Source organism: Tannerella serpentiformis, from assembly GCF_003033925.1.
GTDB classification, from domain to species: Bacteria; Bacteroidota; Bacteroidia; order Bacteroidales; family Tannerellaceae; genus Tannerella; species Tannerella serpentiformis.
This window is the reverse complement of record NZ_CP028365.1, coordinates 2,762,551-2,780,951: the sequence shown is the minus strand read 5'-3', so window position 1 is coordinate 2,780,951 and position 18,401 is coordinate 2,762,551. Positions and strand designations below refer to the sequence as shown.

Here is an 18,401-nt window from a genome sequence, read left to right as displayed (position 1 = left end):
CCGGCCGCCGGTCTCGACGAGGAAGGTGCTGATGGTGGCGGGCACGCCGTCGGTCAGGCCGAGGCGCGCCATGACGCTGTCCGGGGTGTCGACGAACAGGCTGCGGGCCATGGTGTGGTCGGCGGCGTTGTCGCGGATCCAGGTGACGGTGACGCCGTCGCCGATGGTGCGCGTTTGGGTGTAGCGGTCGGCGGTGTCAGCTTGAGCAAGCCCTCGCTCGGTGACGGCCACAAGCAGGACGAGGGCGAGTGCCTGCCGGGCGATGCGGAAAAGGTTCATTGTTGCAGGTAGTTATTATGCGCCTTGCGGCGCGGTGGTTAGTGGATACTCTTCTCTTGTTCGCCTCCTGTTCCTGTCTTGACACAAGAAAAGGGACGAAAAGAAAGTCAAGGTGCGAGCGGGGCGCCGGCCAAGTTGGCCGGGTACCCCTACTCCCTCCCCACCAGCATACGGCGTATCGTCTCGCGACCGAGAAGCTCGGCCGAGGTGAGGAAGGCGGTGACGGTGACGCCGAGCACGCCGTGCACGTTCACGCTCTGACCCGTCTGGAGGAGGTTCGGGATGGGGGTGCGCGGCGAGAGAAGCGTGCGCGGCAGGTCGCGACAGTCACGGCGGATGCCGTAGGCTGAGCCGCGGGGCGTGCCCGTGTAGCGATGGTAAGTCCGGGGCGTGGAGGTGGTCACGCGCTCAATCGTAAAGTCGGGCGGGAGGGCGGCGTGTTCGCGGAGTCTCTGCTCGCATAGCTCCGCCGATACGGACTTCCAAGCGTTGTATCTGGGGTTTTGTCGATAATCCTTGGTGTCCCAAGCGAGGAGGCTGTTGATGCGGGGCGTGATGGGGTGCAGGACGTCGAGCGTGGTGACGGTGCGCAAGTCGGGTGTGTCCGGCGGACGGCAGGAGATGAGATAGCTGGGGGAGATGTCGCTGCGGTCGTTGTGCCAGAGCGATTCGTAGTCGTCGTAGATGCTGACGTTGCGGTTGAGGTATGGGATGGGGGTGTCGGGCGCATGGAGATGTAGGGTGAAGAAGCCGAACGTGTTTTGGAGCGACTCAATGCGCTGGCGGTAGACCCGTCGGAGGAGGCCGCTGTCGGACGGGATGAGCCCGACAGTGAGCGCGGGGTGAAGGTCGGAGATGAAGGTGCGGCCCTCGACGCGTTCGCCGTCCGAGAGCTCGGCGGCCGTGAGGCGACCGTCGGCGGCGATGAGACGCGTGACGCGGGCACGGGTACGCACTGTGCCGCCGGCAGCCTCGATCTGCTCGACGAGTCGGCGGACGATGGGCTCGCCACCGCCACGCAGTCGCCAGGCGCTTTGGATGTATGAGTTGTTGATCTGGGCGAAGGTGTAGAGCGGTAGGGCGTCGGCGTGAAGCTCCATCTTCATCGACGCGCCGGAGAGGACGCTGCGCAGGCGAGGGTCGGTGATGGTGCGCTGGAGGAAGGCGTAGGCCGACTGGCCGAAGCGCTCCCGCGTATGAGCGCGGGCGGTGTCGACGTCGTCAAAGAGGTGAGCCAATGAGTGACCCGTGCTTTCGAGCATGTCCATGAACGCCTCGAGGCCGGCGCGCTCGGTGGGGAAACGCTCCGCGAGGGTCTCGATGAAGCGTTCGCGACCCTGCGCAAAAGCGTAGACATCGTCACCGATATGTATCTCCTCAAAACACGCTTCGTCCATCTGTACCCAAGGGAGGTCGAGCAGCCGCAAGTGGCGGAAGTAGGGATGGAGCACTTCGCCGGGGCGGAGTCCGCCGACGCAGTGGAAGCCGGTGTCGAACGTGGCGCCGCCGCGGTGGAAAGACTGGAGGCAGCCGCCGGCCTGGGTGTGCTGCTCGAGAACGCAGACGCTCATGCCGTGCCGTGCGAGGATGGCGCCTGAGGCGAGTCCGCCCAGACCGCTACCGATGATGATGATGTCGTGCATGAATAGGGGTAGTTATGCGCCTTCGGCGCGGTAGTAGGGGCGGGCCTTGTGCCCGCCCCGGGTAGTTATGCGGCTAAAGCCGCAGTAGTTAGAAGGAGGGTCGGGGCACTTTTCACTTTTCACTTTTCGTTTTTAGTTCTCCCGATGACGAGCGTGGAGTTGGTGCCGCCGAAGCCGAAGGAGTTGGAGAGGAAGGTGTCGAAGGCGTAGTCGTCGAGGCGCTCGGTGGGGATGCGGAGCGGGGCGGTGTCGTCGTCCGGGTGCTCGAAGTTGAGGTGGGGGGCGATGAACTGGCCGCGCATCATGAGCAGGGAGTAAACGACCTCGGAGGCGCCGGCCATCCACATCTCGTGGCCGGTCATGGACTTGGTAGAGGTGACGGGCGGCATGGTGTGACCGTCGAAGAGGGCGGTGAGGGCGCGAGCCTCGTTGCGGTCGCCGACGGGGGTGGAGGTGGCGTGGGCATTGATGTAACCGATGCTTTCGAGCGGCACGCCGGCGTCGGCCACGGCCATGCGAAGGGAGCGCAGGGGACCGTCGACGTTGGGCACGGAGATGTGGTCGCCGTTGGACGAGAAGCCGTAGCCGAGCACCTCGGCGAGGATCGTCGCGCCACGGCGTCGGGCGTGCTCATAGCTCTCCAGAACGACGGTGGCGGCACCGCCACCGGGCACGAGCCCGTCGCGGTCGCGGTCGAAGGGGCGGGAGGCGCGCGTCGGGTCGCTCTCGCGGGTGGAGAAGGCGCCGATGCCGTCGAAGCTGCCGACGGCCGTGGGGTTGACCTCCTGCGCACCGCCGCAGATGATGCACTCCTGCAAGCCCTGCCGGATGAGCAGTGCGCCGAGTCCGATGGCATGCGCACCGCTGGCGCAGGCGCCGGAGATGGTGAGGTTGATGCCGCGGAGGCGGAAGATGCAGGAGAGGTTCATCGTGACGGTGGAGTTCATCGATTGGAAGATGGAGCCGGAGCCGATGAGCGTCGTGTCGCGCTTCTCGCGGAGGAGGTCCATGCTGTGGACGACGGCCTCGGCCGTGCTGTCGTTGCCGTAGAGGATGCCCACGTCGTGGCGGTCGATGTAGTCGGCGTCGAGGCCGGCCTGACGGAGGGCGTCGCGGGTGGCGACGTAGGCGTACTTGGCTTGTTCGGGCATGTAGGTGCGTTGGCTGCGGCTGAGTTCGCCCTTGAGGTCGGGCGTGTCGAGTTGGGCGGTGAGTGCCGACCGGAAGCCGAGGTCTTTGCGCTGGGGGTCGAGGGTGATGCCCGACCGTCCCTCGCGGAGGGATTGCTCGACGGCGTCGAGCGTGGTGCCCAGGCAGGAGTAGATGCCCAGGCCGGTGATGACTGCTCTGTTCATAGGATCTATATATGTAGGGGGGCAAAAGTAGGTCTGCTTTTGCTGGGAGCCGCTGTGCGCACGGATACAAAAATGCCGGGCACCCACTGGGGGGTGTCCGGCATTTTTGCGTTTAGGTTACCCTTATTCCTCCGGCAGGCGGTAGGGGCGTATTGCATACGCCCCACATGTACCCGGTTGTCGGATCATTCGGCCCCTTTCGGGTCCGTGTGGTAGGGCGTATGCAATACGCCCCTACCCGGTTACCGGACGCCTTATTCTTCCGGCAGCTTGATGTCTGGATTACCGTCGTCGGGTTTCTTCGGATCCTTCGGCTTCTCGTCCGGCTTCTTCGGCTGCTCCGGTTGTTTCGGGTCGGGCGTAGGCTTGGGATCCTTCGGCTGCTTAGGCTCCTTGGGTTCCTTGGGCTGCTTCGGCTCGCCGTCTTCTTTCCTCTTGCCAGAGGTGTTGTAGACGTTCTTCGTCTTGTTAATGGCGGCGTTGATGCGGTCGATGAGGTCGCCGATCAGCTTGCGGTCGTCGTCTGAGGTGGCCATCATGTAAGCCGTCTCGATGTGACGGAAGATGGTGGCTGTCATCTTGTCGTTCTTCTGACGCACCGAGGCGCTGGAGGGCAACTTCTTGATGCCAGCGTCAAAGTCGAGGCGCTTGAGGTAGAGGCTGTCGAACTCCTCATTGGCCGTGCGAAGCATTTGCACCAGTCGGGTCTGCCCGATCGTAGTCAGGTCGGCCACGGCGGCGGGCTTGTCGAGGTCCTTGAGCAGGGCCTTGATGTGAGCCGTTTCGGAGGCGTAGTTCTCGCGGATGATGTCTTTGTAGGTGTTGAGCACGATCAGCAAGCGGGCGCCAGGAGCACGGTTTTCTTTGATGGGCGACTTGGCGGCCAGGCGTGTCTCTTGGATCAGGGCCCAGAGGATCTCGTCGCGCGTGTCGTCTTTCTCACGGAGGAGGGCCGTCTCTTCGGCCTTTTTGGCTTCGCGATCGATTTCCATTTCCTCGAGGATACCGCCGTTCCAAGTGTCGATGTCCGACGCCTCGAGCAGCAGTTTAGCCGGTGTGATCGGATGGATCAGGGTGTAAAGGGTAGACTGCAAATTGGCGTGCAGTCCGAGTGGGAAGCGTCCTCCCCACGTTCCATTAATTGTCTTGATTGCTTTCATCTCTTTATAAGTTAATGTCGTTGTCATTCTGTCGAAGTGTTCGACAGCGTGTTTCAAATCTGCAACAGCCCGTCGAAGTGTTCGACGGAGCTTTCCTAATCTGCGACGGCCCCTCGAAGTGTTCGACGGAGCTTTCCTAATCTGCGACAGCCCGTCGAAGTGTTCGACGGAGCTTTCCTAATCTGCGACAGCCTGTCGAAGTGTTCGACGGAGCTTTCCTAATCTGCGACGGCCTGTCGAAGTGTGTTTTGAGCGTTGCAAATTTTGCGACAGCCCGTCGCTGTGTATTTCCGAGCCTCCGCCCGGAGCGGCGGCAAAGAAATGGAAAAAGCCGGGAGCGGTTGTCCTATAGTCGCACCCGGCTTTTCGTTCTTAGCGATCGGCTCTTCGATCAACGGTTACCGCCGGCCCACCAGACGGGGTCGCTGTAGACGTACTGACCGTCGCCGTAAGCGGCGTTGACCTTGGGATTGGCGATGACGTCTGAGTTACCATAGGGTGCACGCAGCGGGAAGGGCTTCGGGTTGTCGAGCTTAATGAAGTCTTCCTTCAGGGCCTTCATGCGGCGGATGTCGTTGTAGCACTCGGTGGATTCGCCAAAGGCGCCCAGCATGGCGAGGTACTTCTGGATCATCACCTCACGCAGCGGGTTGGCGGTGAAGAGCGGCTTCACGTTCTTGTCGAAATACTCCTCGGCTTCCTTCTCGGTGATGGCCTCGGTGGTCTCCTCGATGCCGCCGTAACCGGCTACGGTGGGTGCTTTGAAGGCGCCCTTGAGACCCATCTCTGCGTTGGCGATGGCGGCCACGACGGCTTCCTTCAGCGCCGCTTCGGCCTCGGCCGTCTTGTTCAGACGGGCCAGCGCTTCGGCCTTGAGGAAGAGCAGTTCGTGGTAGCTCATCAGCAGTGTGGGGCAGACCTGAGCGTAGAAGAAGATGGGCACGTTGTAGTGATACTTGATCGAGGTGGCGGTGCCGTTCTCGGCCATGAGGAAGGCCGGATCATCGGCGCCCTTGATCTGTATCGTGACGCGCTTCGAGCCTTTCGGCAGGTGGTCCTGCCCGATGCAGAAGAAGCGGCGCAGGCGCGGGTCTTTACGCTCGATGAGCTTGTCGCTGTAGCTCTTGCTGGCGGCCAGTCCGTCACGACTCCACTGGAAGCCGAAGAGCGGGTTGAGGTTGTTGGCATCGTAGATGGCGTAGGCGGCCTGATCGTCGATGCTCTTAAACGATTTGTCGACGTACTCGAGCACCTTCTGGAGGTCGGCTTCGCGATTCTTAGAGCGGGCCAGTAGGCGCATCGTGTAGCGCGCCTTGAGTCCGTAGGCCAGCTTGACCCACTTGGCGCCGTCGCCCTTGTAGATGAAGTCGTACGATCCGACCTTGTCCTTGGCGTCACCCTTGGGCAGGTCGACGATGGCGTCGTCGAGCGACTTCATGATGGCCTGATAGATGGCTTCCTGCGTGTCCACGTCCGGGTTCATGTATTGCGGCTTGCCGTCCTTGAGCTCCGGCAGGGCGGCCTGTGAGTAAGGCGTGTTGCCGAACGCGTCGGTGATGAGGGCGCTGTTGATAGCCACTAACACCTCACCGATGCCCTTGGTGGTATAGTTGGCAGCCACCTCGTCCGAGGCCTTCAGCACAACGATGCGTGCGTTCTTCAGCGTGGAGTATAGGTTCTCCCAAACGTTGTTGAAGGTGGACGCCACGGAGGGTTCACCGTTGCGGATCTCGGCATTGTAGAGCTGGTTGTCCACGCCCACGGTGTGCTCCGTGTAGGCGGAGAAGTAGGTGTTCAGATCGCCGCCGACGTTGCTGAAGGCGGTGGAGGTGATAACGTCCGCCAGGACGAATTTGGCGGGTGCGCTCGTGGTGTGATCGTTGTCTTCGTTGACCCGATCCATCGCATCTTCCGAGCATGAGGCCAGGGCCGTAAAGCCTAAGGCGGCAAACAAGATGCACTTCCAGATATTGCTGTTGATTGCTTTCATCTCTGTGTGGTAATAGTTTTAGAATTTGACTGATAAACCAAAGCCGTAGCTGCGCGCACCCGGCAGGGAGAAGCGCTCGAAGGATCCGGCCATGTTGTTGTTACCCTGCGTGGACTCGGGGTCGATACCGTTGTTCATCTCCGACCAAAGGAGCACGTTGCGCAGGAAGACGTTGGCCGTCACACTCAAGAACGGTTTGTTGTAAACGGGGTAGCTCAGCGAGATCTCGCGCAGCTTCAGGAACGAGGATTTGTAGACGCCCGCTTCCGAGATGCGTGACAGGGCATTGAAGTAGTCGAAGGCGTTTTCGCCCTTGATCTTGATGTCGTTCGGGGCATAGCTTCCGTCAGCCAACTGCTTCACGGCAGGGCGTTCGAAGAGGAAGTCCTTCTTGTTGCGGAAGTCGGCCGAACGCTGCGACACGCCGTAGAAGTCGAGCATGTAAGCCGTACCGGCGTACATCGATCCGCCCTGCTTCCAGTCGAAGACGGCTGAGAGGCGGAACTTGAAGAGCTCCAGCGTGGTGTTGAAGCCCATGCGGAAGTCGGGAGCAGCATCGCCCAGCACTTTGTTTTCGCCAGCTATTGGCAGACCGTTCTCATCGACTACGATATCGCCATTCTTGTTGCGCAAGAAGCTCGTACCATAAAGCACGGGGAACTTATCGCCCTTGCTCAGGCGCACTTGCGGATCAACGAAACCGCCGAGCATGATGCTTTCCACGCCTGGGGCCAGCTCGTCGACATAGTTGTCGAGCTTGGTGAAGTTCACGCCCACCTCCCAATGAATGTTCTTGCGGCGGATGGGGGCGATGTTCAACGTGATCTCGTGTGCATTGGTGTGCACCGATCCGCCGTTTGTCCTGAGCTTCTGGTATCCCGTGGAAGCGGCCAGGGGCACGTCGAAGATCTGATCCTTGACGTTCTGGCGGGAGTAGGTGTAGTTCAGCGAAACGAGGTCGTTGAAGAACGAGAGGTCGAGGCCGATCTCGTACGACTTCGTGTTCTGCGGCCTGAGGTTCGGGTCATAGATACGATACGACGGTGTGTAAGCCATCACCGAGCCGATCGGGTATTGCAGCGGGGTACCGTTGTAGAAACCGCCGCCGTAGCCTGGTACCGTATAATAAGAAGCGTAATACGTGCCTGCCTGTCCGACTTCAGCGTAGGAGGCGCGCAGCTTACCGTAGGTCAAGAAGTTGTTCTTCAGTGCGTCGAGCTCGGTAAAGATGAAGCCGAGCGAAACGGACGGATAGGTGAACGAACGGTTGTTGCGCGGCATGTTCGACACGACGTCGTTACGGATCGTACCGCTCAGGTAGAGCATGTTGCGATAAGCCCACGAGGCACTGGCAAAGTTGCCGACCGTACGGGTGCGGTGGAAGGTGCCGGATGAGGTGTACACCGTGGCGTTGCTCATGTGGTCCCAGCCTGGGAAGTTGAAGTTGCTGCCCGTGTTGTCCTTGTACTTACTGGCCGTCTGCACGAACTCGTTGCCGTAGAGCACATCCAAGTTCATATTGTCATTGATCGCCCAAGCCCAAGTGAAGGTGAGCAGTGAGTTCAACTCGTTGCTCGTCACGCTCTGCTCCTCGATCTCTCCGCGACCATTGGAGTGGCCATAGCCCCAGATGTCGGTGTAGTTCGTGGTGTAGGCGTCGACGCCGAGCTGATACTTAGCGGTCACCTTGTGGCTGTCGCCGAAGTTCGTAGCGTACTGCGTGTAGGCGTTGCCGAAGAAGCGCTGCGAACGCTCTACGAAGGAGTTATGCTCCACAGCCCAGTAGGCTCCGTCGAAGCCGCCCGTACCGCGATACGTGTTCTGCGTGTAGGGGTCGCCCTGTATGTGGTTCGGAATGCCCTTGAAGTCGTAGCTGGCGGGCACACCGTAGACCGTGGCAATGATACCGTTGTTGGCACCCGTCTGCTTCTTGATCTTGGAGGTGGCGAAGTTGCCGCTGAAGCCCGTCGTCCAGTGGTTGTTCAGGGTGGCCTGCGCCGTCAGCTTGGCGTTGTAACGGAGGAGACCGGTGGAGGGTACGATACCTTCGGCGGTGGTGTTACCCAGCGAGAGGGAGTAGCTGCCCTTGTCCATGTTCTGCGCCACGTTGACGGAGTTATTCCACGTCACGCCCGTGTTGAAGAACTCCCGAGCGTTGTCGTACGTCTGCGGCGTAGCCCACGGATCGAGCCCCGCACGTGCACGCTGTACGACATAATACTGCCCCGGCTTCCGCCCGGACTCCTTCGTGTAGTCATTGTCCGTGTTGCCGCCATACTTCGGATCATTGGCCAGGTCGGCAATCTTCGGACCCCACGAGCGGGAGTCGGTAGCTACGTATTTACCACCGATACCCTGCGCGTATTCCGTCTGGAACTTCGGCAGTGTGGAGGGGTTTTCGAACGAGAAGCCCGTATTCACCGTGATCTCCGGCTTACCCTTGCGGGCACCCTTGCCGCTCTTGGTCGTAATGACGATGACGCCGTTCGTGGCGCGCATACCGTAGAGCGCTGAGGCGGCCTGCCCCTTCAGGATGTTGATACTCTCGATGTCGCTCGGGTCGATGTCCACAGCGCGGTTCGCATAGTCAGCACCGGTCACAGAGTTGCCCGTACCGATGTCGCTCGAGGAGGTGATCGGCATACCGTCCACGACGTAGAGCGGCGTGTTGTCGCCCGTGAAGGAGCGCGATCCGCGGATCGTCATCTTCGACGAGGCGCCGGGCATACCCGACGACGGGGCGATGTCGATACCGGAGACCTTGCCTTGCAGGGCGGAGGCCACGTTGGTGTTGGCCGCCTGAGTCAGCTGATCCCCTTTGACGTCTTGCACGGCATAGCCTAAGGCTTTCTTTTCGCGTGAAATACCCATTGCCGTGACCACGACTTCGTCCAGCGCAAGGTTAGCGCGCAGCACGGTCGTCGCATGCTTGTCCGTGACGGGGATCTCTTCCGATCGCATACCGACGTAAGAGATGACCAACGTCTTGGCAGAACTCGGGACGTCCAGCGCGTACTTTCCGTCCACATCGGTGACAGTCCCCACGTTGGAGGCGCCCTTCACCGTGACGGCTGCACCGATGATGGGTTGCCCATCTTCATCGGATATTACCGTCCCACTCACTTTGACCGTTTGAGCAACGGTCCATCCTATGCTCAGTAGAAGGCACAGGAGAAGCATCGTACTTCTTTTCATAGATACACTCTTTTGGTTAAAGACTCAACTAATTCTCTCTTAGAACAACGCAACAAAGATAGGTATGGCCTTCACAAATCAAAACGAGCGTCTTACAATCTCACACCAAAACGCCCATTCAAGTTGCGCTTCGTTAATCGCAACCCCCGCTTTCACTGCATTTATTGCATTAAAAATCCCGTAATAGGGAAGAACTGACATGCTGCAAAAAGGTCTTCATGGTCTGTGGTCGTGTCGGCAGACATTCTGCCGGGGCCATCATGGGGTGTGGTGGTGCTGGCAGACATTCTGCCGAGGCTATCATGGGGTGTGGTCATGCCGGCAGACATTCTGCCGGGGCTACCATGGGGTGTGGTGGTGCTGGCAGACATTCTGCCGGGGCTATCATGGGGTGTGGTGGTGCTGGCAGACATTCTGCCGGGGCTATCATGGTCTGTGGTAACGCTGGCGACACTGTCGCCGAGGCTATCATGGTCTATGGTAACGCTGGCGACACTGTCGCCGGGGCTATCATGGGGTGTGGTAACGCTGGCGACACTGTCGCCGGGGCTATCATGGGGTGTGGTAACGCTGGCGACACTGTCGCCGGGGCTATCATGGGGTGTGGTCATGCTGGCGACACTGTCGCCGGGGCTATCATGGGGTGTGGTGATGCTGGCGACACTGTCGCCGGGGCTATCATGGGGTGTGGTAACGCTGGCGACACTGTCGCCGGGGCTATCATGGCCTGTGGTAACGCTGGCGACACTGTCGCCGAGGCTATCATGGCCTGTGGTAACGCTGGCGACACTGTCGCCGAGGCTATCATAGGGTGTGGTAACGCTGGCGACACTGTCGCCGGGGCTATCATGGCCTGTGGTTGGACTACTCAAACAAAAGCCCCGAAGCGCACATGTGGCTCCGGGGCTCTCTATGAATTATGAATATGACGGCGGAATTATTCGGCGGGCGGCACCTCGTCGGCGGCGGGCCTCAGCACGGTGTGCGTCATGCGATCCGTGGCGGCGTCGTAGCCCAGTGTGATCGTGTCGCCGGGCTGAATGTCTTCCAGCAGGACGATCTCGGCCAACTCGTCCTCGATGTACTTCTGTATGGCGCGCTTGAGCGGCCGGGCGCCAAACTGCACGTCGTAGCCCTTGGTGGTGACGTAATCCTTGGCCTCGGGGGTGAGCTCGAGGTGGTAGCCGAGGCCGTCGATGCGGCGATAGAGGTCGCTGAGCTCGATGTCGATGATGCGGTAGATGGACTCTTTTTCAAGCGGATCGAACATGATCACGTCGTCCACGCGGTTGAGGAACTCGGGGGCGAAGGAGCGCTCGAGGGCCTTACGGATGACGCCACGCGAATAATCGCGGTCGACCTCCGTGCCAGAGGCTTGGGGATGGAACCCGATGCCACGGCCGAAGTCCTTCAGCTGGCGGGTGCCGATGTTGGAGGTCATGATCAGGATCGTGTTTTTGAAGTTGATCTGCCGGCCGAGGCTGTCGGTCAGGCGACCTTCGTCGAGCACTTGCAACAGCAGGTTGAAGACGTCCGGATGGGCCTTTTCGATCTCGTCAAGCAGAACGACGGAGTAGGGTTTGCGGCGCACCTTCTCGGTCAGCTGGCCGCCCTCTTCGTAACCGACGTAGCCCGGAGGCGCGCCGATGAGGCGGGAGACGGCGAACTTTTCGAGGTATTCGCTCATGTCGATACGGATCAGCGCGTCGTCGGAGTCGAAAAGGAACTCGGCGAGTTTCTTGGCCAGATGCGTCTTGCCGACGCCCGTGGGGCCGAGGAACATGAAGGTGCCGATGGGCTTGTTGGGATCTTTCAGCCCGACACGGTTGCGGCGGATGGCCTTGACGATCTGGGCCACGGCCTCGTCTTGACCGACGATCTTCTGCTTCAGGAGGGTGTCCATGTCGCGGAGCTTGACGTTCTCAGTCGTGGCTATACGCTGCACGGGTACGCCGGACATCATGGCCACGACTTCGGCCACCTGATCGGCGTCGACCGTCTCACGGTGCGCCTGCATCTCCTGCTCCCAACGGCCCTTTGCCTCGTCGAGCAACTGAAGATACTGCCGCTCTGTATCGCGATAGCCAGCGGCCAGCTCGAAGTTTTGCGACTTGACGGCGGCCAGTTTGGCGTTCTTCGTCTCCTCGATCTTCGCCTCCAACGCCTCGATGTGTTGCGGCACAACCACGTTGGCGATGTGCACCCGCGACCCGGCTTCGTCCAGCGCGTCGATAGCTTTGTCGGGGAAGTTGCGATCGCTGATGTAGCGCTCGGTCAGTTTGACGCATGCCTCGAGTGCGGCGTCGGTGTAGATCATATTGTGGTGCTCCTCGTAGCGTCCCTTGATGTTTTTGAGGATCTGGAGTGTCTCCTCGGCCGTCGTCGGGTCGACGATCACCTTCTGGAAACGGCGCTCCAAGGCTCCGTCTTTTTCAATGTTCGTGCGATACTCATCGAGCGTCGTGGCGCCGATGCATTGCAACTCGCCACGTGCCAGCGCCGGCTTGAGCATGTTCGCCGCGTCCATCGATCCGGCGGCAGATCCGGCACCGACGATCGTATGGATCTCGTCGATAAAGAGGATAATGTTCGGGTTCTTGGTTAGCTCGTTCAGAAGGGCTTTGATACGCTCCTCGAACTGTCCGCGGTATTTCGTCCCAGCCACGACCGAGGCCATGTCGAGACTCACTACACGCTTGTCGAACAGCACCCGCGAGACTTTCCGCTGCACGATGCGCTGCGCCAATCCCTCCACGATGGCTGACTTGCCTACGCCCGGCTCACCGATCAGCACGGGGTTGTTCTTCTTCCTTCGGCTCAGGATCTGCGCCAGTCGCTCGATCTCCTTCTCACGGCCTACGATGGGGTCGAGCTTGCCCTCGGCGGCAGCCTTTGTCATATCCGTACCAAAATTGTCGAGCACGGGCGTATCGCTGGGTGTCGATGATGCTTTCTGTGCCGTGGTAGTGTTGGTGTTGGGTTGGTTGGGCTGTGGAGTGGGTTGTGGCGGAACGGGCTCTTTCTTGAAAGGCGTGAATCCCTCCTCTTCCTCGTCATCGTCGGTGAAGCCATCGCGTGTCTCATCGACTTCGGCCAAGCGATCTACGCCTGTGATGGCGCTGATCCGGTCGTAAACCATGCGGTAGGTGATGCCGCTTTGGTTCAGCACCTGTGCCACGATGTTGTATTCCTCTTTGAGGAGCGCCAGGAGGAGGTGCTCGGTGCGCGTCACGTCGCTTTTGAACATCCGCGCCTCCAGCATGCTAATGCGCAGCACGCGTTCGGCGCTTTTGGTTACGGCAATGTCACCCGGCGCAATGTCGTCGACGGTGTTACTTATTTCGAGTTCGATATCTTGCTTGATCTGGGTTAGGTTGGCCTGAAATCCGTGGAGGATGCGAATGGCATTGCCATCGCCTTCGCGCAGCAGGGCCAGCATCAGGTGTTCCGGCCCGATGTAACCGTTCTGCAAACGGCTTGCTTCTTCGCGACCGGCTTCGATCACGTCGTTCATTCTTTTGGAATAGCTATTACTCATACTCTTCATGCTTTGTTCTCCGCAAAATTACACATGGCCTCAGTCGTTCCAAACATCATGCCAAAGTACGGATTGGAAAGGAGGGTAGGGACGGGAGATAGTGGGATCACGGGGGGAAAATTGGGGGGATACGTAAAAAAGAAAAGGAACGTGACCGAATCGCCACGCTCCTTATTCTTCTCTTCGAGGTTCCTAGCAGAATCGAACTGCTGTAAACGGTTTTGCAGACCGGCGCCTAACCACTCGGCCAAGGAACCCTTTTGTTCTCTTGTCGGGCACAAAGATAGAGCCATTCTCTAAACCTGCAAGTATCGATAGATAATTTTCCAACTATGCCCCGCCTCGGGGGAGAATCATTCTTGAAGCGGCGGCTACGGCCACCGGCTAAGATCGTCGGGTACTCGATCGCCCCGAAGAAGCGTGCCGAGTACCCATTACCTACATTATCAATTGGTAATTATCCGAGCTGCCGATAGCGGATGCGCTTAGGCTCGGTGTAGCCTTCCTTCTTCCGCTTGTACTCCTCATAATCGGAGTAGCTGCCTTCGTAAAAGACAACTTCGGAGTTGCCCTCGAAGGAGAGGATGTGTGTGCAGATACGATCGAGGAACCAGCGGTCGTGCGAGACAACAACGGCACATCCGGCGAAGGCTTCGAGGCCCTCTTCCAAGGCGCGGAGCGTGTTCACGTCAATGTCGTTCGTCGGCTCGTCGAGGAGGAGGACGTTGGCTTCGGACTTCAGCGTGAGCGCCAGATGGAGGCGGTTACGCTCGCCGCCAGAGAGGACGCCGCAACGTTTCTCCTGATCGGCGCCGGCGAAGTTGAAACGTGAGAGATAGGCGCGGGCGTTGATCTCGCGGCCGCCGATGCGCATCGTGTCGTTGCCGCCGGAGACGACTTGATAGACGGTCTTGTCGGGGTCGATGGCGGCGTGCGACTGGTCGACGTAGCCGATGCGGACGGTCTCGCCGACGGCAAACTCGCCGCGGTCGATCGATTCCTGGCCCATGATCATACGGAAGAGGGTAGTCTTACCGGCGCCGTTGGGGCCGATGACGCCCACGATACCGTTAGGCGGGAGCATGAAGTTGAGGTCGTCGAAGAGGAGTCGGTCGCCAAAGGCCTTGGCTACGTGTTGCGCCTCGATCACCTTGTTGCCAAGGCGTGGGCCGTTGGGGATGAAGATTTCGAGCTTCGTCTCGCGCTCCTTCTGATCCTCGTTGAGGAGGGCTTCGTAAGAGTTCAGACGGGCCTTACCCTTGGCCTGACGCGCCTTGGGGGCCATGCGAATCCACTCCAGCTCGCGCTCGAGCGTCTTACGACGTTTGCTGGCTTGCTTCTCTTCTTGGGCCATGCGCTGAGTCTTCTGATCGAGCCAGGAGGAGTAGTTGCCACGCCAGGGGATACCCTCGCCGCGGTCGAGCTCGAGGATCCAACCGGCGACGTGATCGAGGAAGTAGCGGTCGTGAGTGATGCAGATGACGGTGCCGGCGTACTGCTGGAGGTGCTGCTCGAGCCAGTCGATGGACTCGGCGTCGAGGTGGTTCGTGGGCTCGTCGAGGAGAAGGACGTCGGGCTGCTGGAGGAGCAGGCGGCAGAGGGCCACGCGACGGCGTTCGCCGCCGGAGAGCGTGTCCACGATGCGGTCTTCGGGTGGGCAGCGCAGGGCATCCATGGCGCGCTCGAGGCGACTGTCGAGGTTCCATGCGTCGAGGGCGTCAATGCGGTCTTGTAGCTCGGCCTGACGGTTCATCAGGGCGTCCATTTTGTCCGGGTTTTCGAGCACTTCGGGGTCGCCAAAGCGTTCGTTGACTTCCTCGAATTCCTTGAGCAGGTCGACCGTCTCGCAGACGCCCTCTTGGACGATCTCCTTGACCGTCCGCCCGGGCTCCAGATGCGGGTCTTGCTCGAGGTAGCCCACCGAGTAGCCGGGCGAGAAGACAACTTCGCCTTGATAGTCTTTGTCGAGTCCGGCGATGATCTTGAGCAGGGTGGATTTGCCGGAGCCATTGAGTCCGATGATGCCAATCTTGGCGCCATAGAAGAAGGAGAGGTAGATGTTTTTCAACACCTGTTTTTGGGGCGGGAAGGTTTTGCTCACGCCCACCATAGAGAAGATGATTTTCTTGTCGTCAGCCATAAATAATAATAGTTACGGGGTGGTTTGAGTGTGATCGACCGTCATGCGGCCTCGGCCAGATCTGCTGTAGATACCCAACCGCTTCTGCATCGTAGCTGCATGAGTGGTTGTGCATAATAGCAAGCGGTGAAATGTGCTTCAGAATCTGATTCTGGGGCTTTGCAGACCGTTGTAATCGCTCAGAATCTGATTCCGGGGCTTTACAGACCGTTGCAATCGCTCAGAATCTGATTCTGGAGGATTGCAGAGCCTGCAATTCGTCTACAACCCGGTTTTGGGACATTGCAGACCCTGCAACGCGTCTAAAACCCGGTTTTGGGACATTGCAGAGCCTGCAACGCGTCTACAACCCGGTTTTGGGACATTGCAGAACGTGCAATTCGTCTACAACCCGGTTTTGGGACATTGCAGAACGTGCAACGCGCCTAAAACCGGGTTTTGAGTATCACCCCAGCTGCGCACGGATGGCACGACTCTCGGCCTCGAAGCCGGGCTTGTCGAGCAGGGCGAACATATTGCTTTTGTAGGCCTCCACGCCGGGCTGATCGAAGGGGTTGACGCCGGAGAGGTAGCCGCTGATGCCGCAGGCGGCCTCAAAGAAGTAGAGCAGGCGACCGAGGTGGTCGGCGGTGAGGCGCGGGATGGAGACGCGGATGTTGGGCACGCCACCGGAAGCGTGGGCCAGGCGGGTGCCGAGCTCGGCCATCTTGTTGATCTCGTCCACGCGGCGGCCGGCCAGGTAGTTCAGCCCGTCGAGGTTGTCAGCGTCCGTGGGGACGGAGAGCGTGCGCTCGGGGGAGTCGATCGAAACGACCGTCTCGAAGATCGTCCGCTCGCCCTGCTGGATCCACTGGCCCATAGAGTGGAGGTCGGTGGTGAGGTCGACAGCGGCGGGGAAGAGGCCGCGGTGGTCCTTGCCCTCGCTCTCGCCGTAGAGCTGCTTCCACCACTCGCCCACGTAGTGCAGCTTGGGGTGGAAATTGGCTAGGATCTCGATCTTCTTGCCCTCGCGATAGAGCGCTTGGCGGGCGGCGGCGTAGCGCAGGGCGGGGTTACGGTCGAAGGGCACGTCGGGGCCGACGGCGCGCTCCATCTCGACGGCGCCACGGACGAGGGCGCGGATGTCGATGCCGGCCACGGCGATGGGCAGCAGCCCGACGGGCGTGAGGACGGAGTATCGTCCGCCGACGTCGTCCGGGATGACGTAGGTCTTGTATCCCTCGCGGTCAGCCAGCGTGCGGAGGGCGCCCCGGGCACGGTCGGTCACGGCCACGATGCGCTCCTTAGCGGCCGCGGCGCCGACGTTCTCCTCGAGCAGGCTGCGGAGGATGCGGAAAGCGATGGCTGGCTCGGTCGTGGTGCCGGATTTGGAGATGTTGATGATGCCGAAGTCGCGTCCACGGAGCAGGTCGCAAAGCTCGCTGAGGTAATCCTCGCCGATCTGGTTGCCGGCGTAGAGGATGACGGGGTGCGTGCGGTCGGCGCCGGTACGGAGCGCGTCGAAGCTGTCCGTGAGGGCTTCGATCACGGCGCGTGCGCCGAGGTAGCTGCCACCGATGCCGATCACTACGACAGCTTGGCAGGCGCGCAGCCTCTCAGCCGTCTGCTCGATGTCGGTCAGCTGCGTGTCGGTAATGGAACTGGGCAGGTGGAGCCAGCCGAGGAAGTCGTTGCCGGCGCCGGTGCCTTCATAAAGGGTTCGGAGACTCTTTTCGGCCTCTGGGCGGATGGCCTCGAGGCGCTCATCGGCCGCTGGGCCGAAGGCTTTGGTGAAGTCTAATTGAAGAGGGTTCATGGGAGCTAAAAACTAAAAATGAAAAACTAAAATGGGGGAACTCAGAAGCGAAAAACTAAAAGTGAAAAACATGGGGGGCTGCGGCCGCCAGCGGAAGTATGCCAAGTATCCGGCCATTTTTAGCTTTTCGTTTTTCGTTCTACTTGAATGTTTCTGTCATGCGACGGATGGGGAACTCAGAAGCGAAAAACTAAAAGTGAAAAACAGGGGGGGCTGCGGCCGCCAGCAGAAGTATGCCAAGTATCCGGCCATTTTTAGCTTTTCGTTTTTCGTTCTACTTGAATGTTTCTGTCATGCGACGGATGACGGCCGGGGGCGACTGGCGCTCGTAGAGGATGGCGTACAGGGTGTCGAGGATGGGCATATCGACTTGATAGCGCTCATTGATCTCGTAGATGCACTTGGCGCCGTAGTACCCCTCGGCGATCATCTCCATCTCCAGTTGTGCCGTTTTGACAGAGTAGCCCTTGCCGATCATGGAGCCGAAGGTGCGGTTGCGGCTGTATCGCGAGTAGGCCGTCACGAGCAGGTCGCCCAGGTAGGCCGAGTCGGAAATGTCGCGCGGCAGCGTGTGGGCCGAGCCGAGGAAGCGCTGCATCTCCTTGATGGCATTCGAGATGAAGACCGCCTGAAAGTTGTCGCCGTACTTCATGCCGTGGCAGATACCGGCCACAATGGCATAGATATTCTTCAGCACCGAGGCGTACTCCATGCCGCGGACATCGCGGCTGCAGGAGGTGCGCATAAAGTCGTTCGTGAAAATCGGGGCGAGGGCCCGCGCGCGATCGAGGTCTTTGCAGGCCAGCGTGAGGTACGAGAGGCGCCCGAGGGCCACCTCCTCAGCGTGGCACGGCCCGGCGATGACGGCCAATCGATCCAGAGGCACTTGGTAACACTCGGCCAGATAGTCCGTGATGAGCATGTTCTCGTCCGGCACGAGGCCCTTGATGGCCGAGAGGATCGTCTTATCGCGCAGAGGCACGCGGAGCTGCTTCAGGTGGTTCTTGAAGAAGGGCGATGGGGTGGCGAAGATGAGCAGGTCGGAGCGGTCGACGATCTCGTTAATGTCGGTCGAGAAATGGATGCGCTCCGTGTCGAACGTCACGGCGGAGAGGTACGAGGGGTTGTGCTTCGTCTGCTTGAACTCCTCGATGACCTCCTGCCGACGCATGTACCAATTCATCTCCGGCTGGTTCGAGAGCACAATCTTGGCCAACGCCGTGGCCCAGCTTCCGCCGCCCATGATGGCAATCTTTCCGGGGAAATTTTCCATGTCGATCTTGTTTTGTTTACGGGTTACGGGGGG

At 60.0% G+C, this 18,401-nt stretch carries 10 protein-coding genes and 1 tRNA gene; 1 reads left to right on the top strand and 10 read right to left on the bottom strand.

The window, feature by feature from the left end:
- Positions 1-428 precede the first annotated feature (428 nt).
- The 5 genes from C7123_RS11750 to C7123_RS11730 all read right to left on the bottom strand — a co-directional run bounded on the left by C7123_RS11750 (position 429) and on the right by C7123_RS11730 (position 9,622).
- The gene (locus C7123_RS11750; protein WP_069175162.1) at positions 429-1,922 is read right to left on the bottom strand and encodes a phytoene desaturase family protein; all 1,494 of its coding nucleotides are present in this window, start codon (positions 1,920-1,922) and stop codon (positions 429-431) included.
- 119 nt (positions 1,923-2,041) lie between these two features.
- Complete coding sequence (locus tag C7123_RS11745; protein WP_069175161.1) at positions 2,042-3,277, bottom strand: beta-ketoacyl-[acyl-carrier-protein] synthase family protein; 1,236 nt, start codon at positions 3,275-3,277, stop codon at positions 2,042-2,044.
- A gap of 254 nt (positions 3,278-3,531) precedes the next feature.
- Positions 3,532-4,464: a DUF6261 family protein gene (locus C7123_RS11740; RefSeq protein WP_216820856.1), complete on the bottom strand. Its 933-nt coding sequence runs from the start codon at positions 4,462-4,464 to the stop codon at positions 3,532-3,534.
- Positions 4,465-4,828: 364 nt separating this feature from the next.
- Positions 4,829-6,427, bottom strand: a complete 1,599-nt coding sequence (locus tag C7123_RS11735) for a SusD/RagB family nutrient-binding outer membrane lipoprotein (RefSeq protein WP_069175159.1) — start codon at positions 6,425-6,427, stop codon at positions 4,829-4,831.
- A gap of 18 nt (positions 6,428-6,445) precedes the next feature.
- Positions 6,446-9,622 (bottom strand): SusC/RagA family TonB-linked outer membrane protein, encoded by a 3,177-nt coding sequence (locus C7123_RS11730; protein ID WP_069175158.1) that lies wholly within the window; start codon positions 9,620-9,622, stop codon positions 6,446-6,448.
- A 231-nt stretch (positions 9,623-9,853) separates the two neighbouring features.
- Here C7123_RS11730 and C7123_RS11725 point away from each other — a divergent pair, with 231 nt between their 5' ends.
- Positions 9,854-10,432, top strand: coding sequence for a hypothetical protein (locus C7123_RS11725; protein ID WP_159049923.1), 579 nt, complete (start codon positions 9,854-9,856; stop codon positions 10,430-10,432).
- A gap of 127 nt (positions 10,433-10,559) precedes the next feature.
- On the opposite strand, the gene C7123_RS11720 is transcribed toward C7123_RS11725, so the two are convergent.
- The 5 genes from C7123_RS11720 to C7123_RS11700 form a co-directional block, all read right to left on the bottom strand.
- Positions 10,560-13,160, bottom strand: a complete 2,601-nt coding sequence (locus C7123_RS11720) for an ATP-dependent Clp protease ATP-binding subunit (protein WP_069176357.1) — start codon at positions 13,158-13,160, stop codon at positions 10,560-10,562.
- A gap of 186 nt (positions 13,161-13,346) precedes the next feature.
- Positions 13,347-13,417: transfer RNA gene (locus C7123_RS11715), tRNA-Cys, on the bottom strand.
- A gap of 200 nt (positions 13,418-13,617) precedes the next feature.
- Complete coding sequence (gene ettA, locus C7123_RS11710; protein WP_069175156.1) at positions 13,618-15,300, bottom strand: energy-dependent translational throttle protein EttA; 1,683 nt, start codon at positions 15,298-15,300, stop codon at positions 13,618-13,620.
- A 445-nt stretch (positions 15,301-15,745) separates the two neighbouring features.
- Positions 15,746-17,095, bottom strand: coding sequence for a glucose-6-phosphate isomerase (locus C7123_RS11705; protein ID WP_069175155.1), 1,350 nt, complete (start codon positions 17,093-17,095; stop codon positions 15,746-15,748).
- Between the two features lie 274 nt (positions 17,096-17,369).
- Positions 17,370-18,368 (bottom strand): NAD(P)H-dependent glycerol-3-phosphate dehydrogenase, encoded by a 999-nt coding sequence (locus C7123_RS11700; RefSeq protein ID WP_038009981.1) that lies wholly within the window; start codon positions 18,366-18,368, stop codon positions 17,370-17,372.
- Positions 18,369-18,401 lie beyond the last annotated feature (33 nt).

What these genes read in the sequence shown, in the direction of transcription:
- C7123_RS11750 (WP_069175162.1), bottom strand. Translation starts at nt 1,922, where the DNA reads ATGCACGACATCATCATCATCGGTAGCGGTCTGGGCGGACTCGCCTCA.
- C7123_RS11745 (WP_069175161.1), bottom strand. Translation starts at nt 3,277, where the DNA reads ATGAACAGAGCAGTCATCACCGGCCTGGGCATCTACTCCTGCCTGGGC.
- C7123_RS11740 (WP_216820856.1), bottom strand. Translation starts at nt 4,464, where the DNA reads ATGACAACGACATTAACTTATAAAGAGATGAAAGCAATCAAGACAATT.
- C7123_RS11735 (WP_069175159.1), bottom strand. Translation starts at nt 6,427, where the DNA reads ATGAAAGCAATCAACAGCAATATCTGGAAGTGCATCTTGTTTGCCGCC.
- C7123_RS11730 (WP_069175158.1), bottom strand. Translation starts at nt 9,622, where the DNA reads ATGAAAAGAAGTACGATGCTTCTCCTGTGCCTTCTACTGAGCATAGGA.
- C7123_RS11720 (WP_069176357.1), bottom strand. Translation starts at nt 13,160, where the DNA reads ATGAGTAATAGCTATTCCAAAAGAATGAACGACGTGATCGAAGCCGGT.
- ettA (WP_069175156.1), bottom strand. Translation starts at nt 15,300, where the DNA reads ATGGCTGACGACAAGAAAATCATCTTCTCTATGGTGGGCGTGAGCAAA.
- C7123_RS11705 (WP_069175155.1), bottom strand. Translation starts at nt 17,095, where the DNA reads ATGAACCCTCTTCAATTAGACTTCACCAAAGCCTTCGGCCCAGCGGCC.
- C7123_RS11700 (WP_038009981.1), bottom strand. Translation starts at nt 18,368, where the DNA reads ATGGAAAATTTCCCCGGAAAGATTGCCATCATGGGCGGCGGAAGCTGG.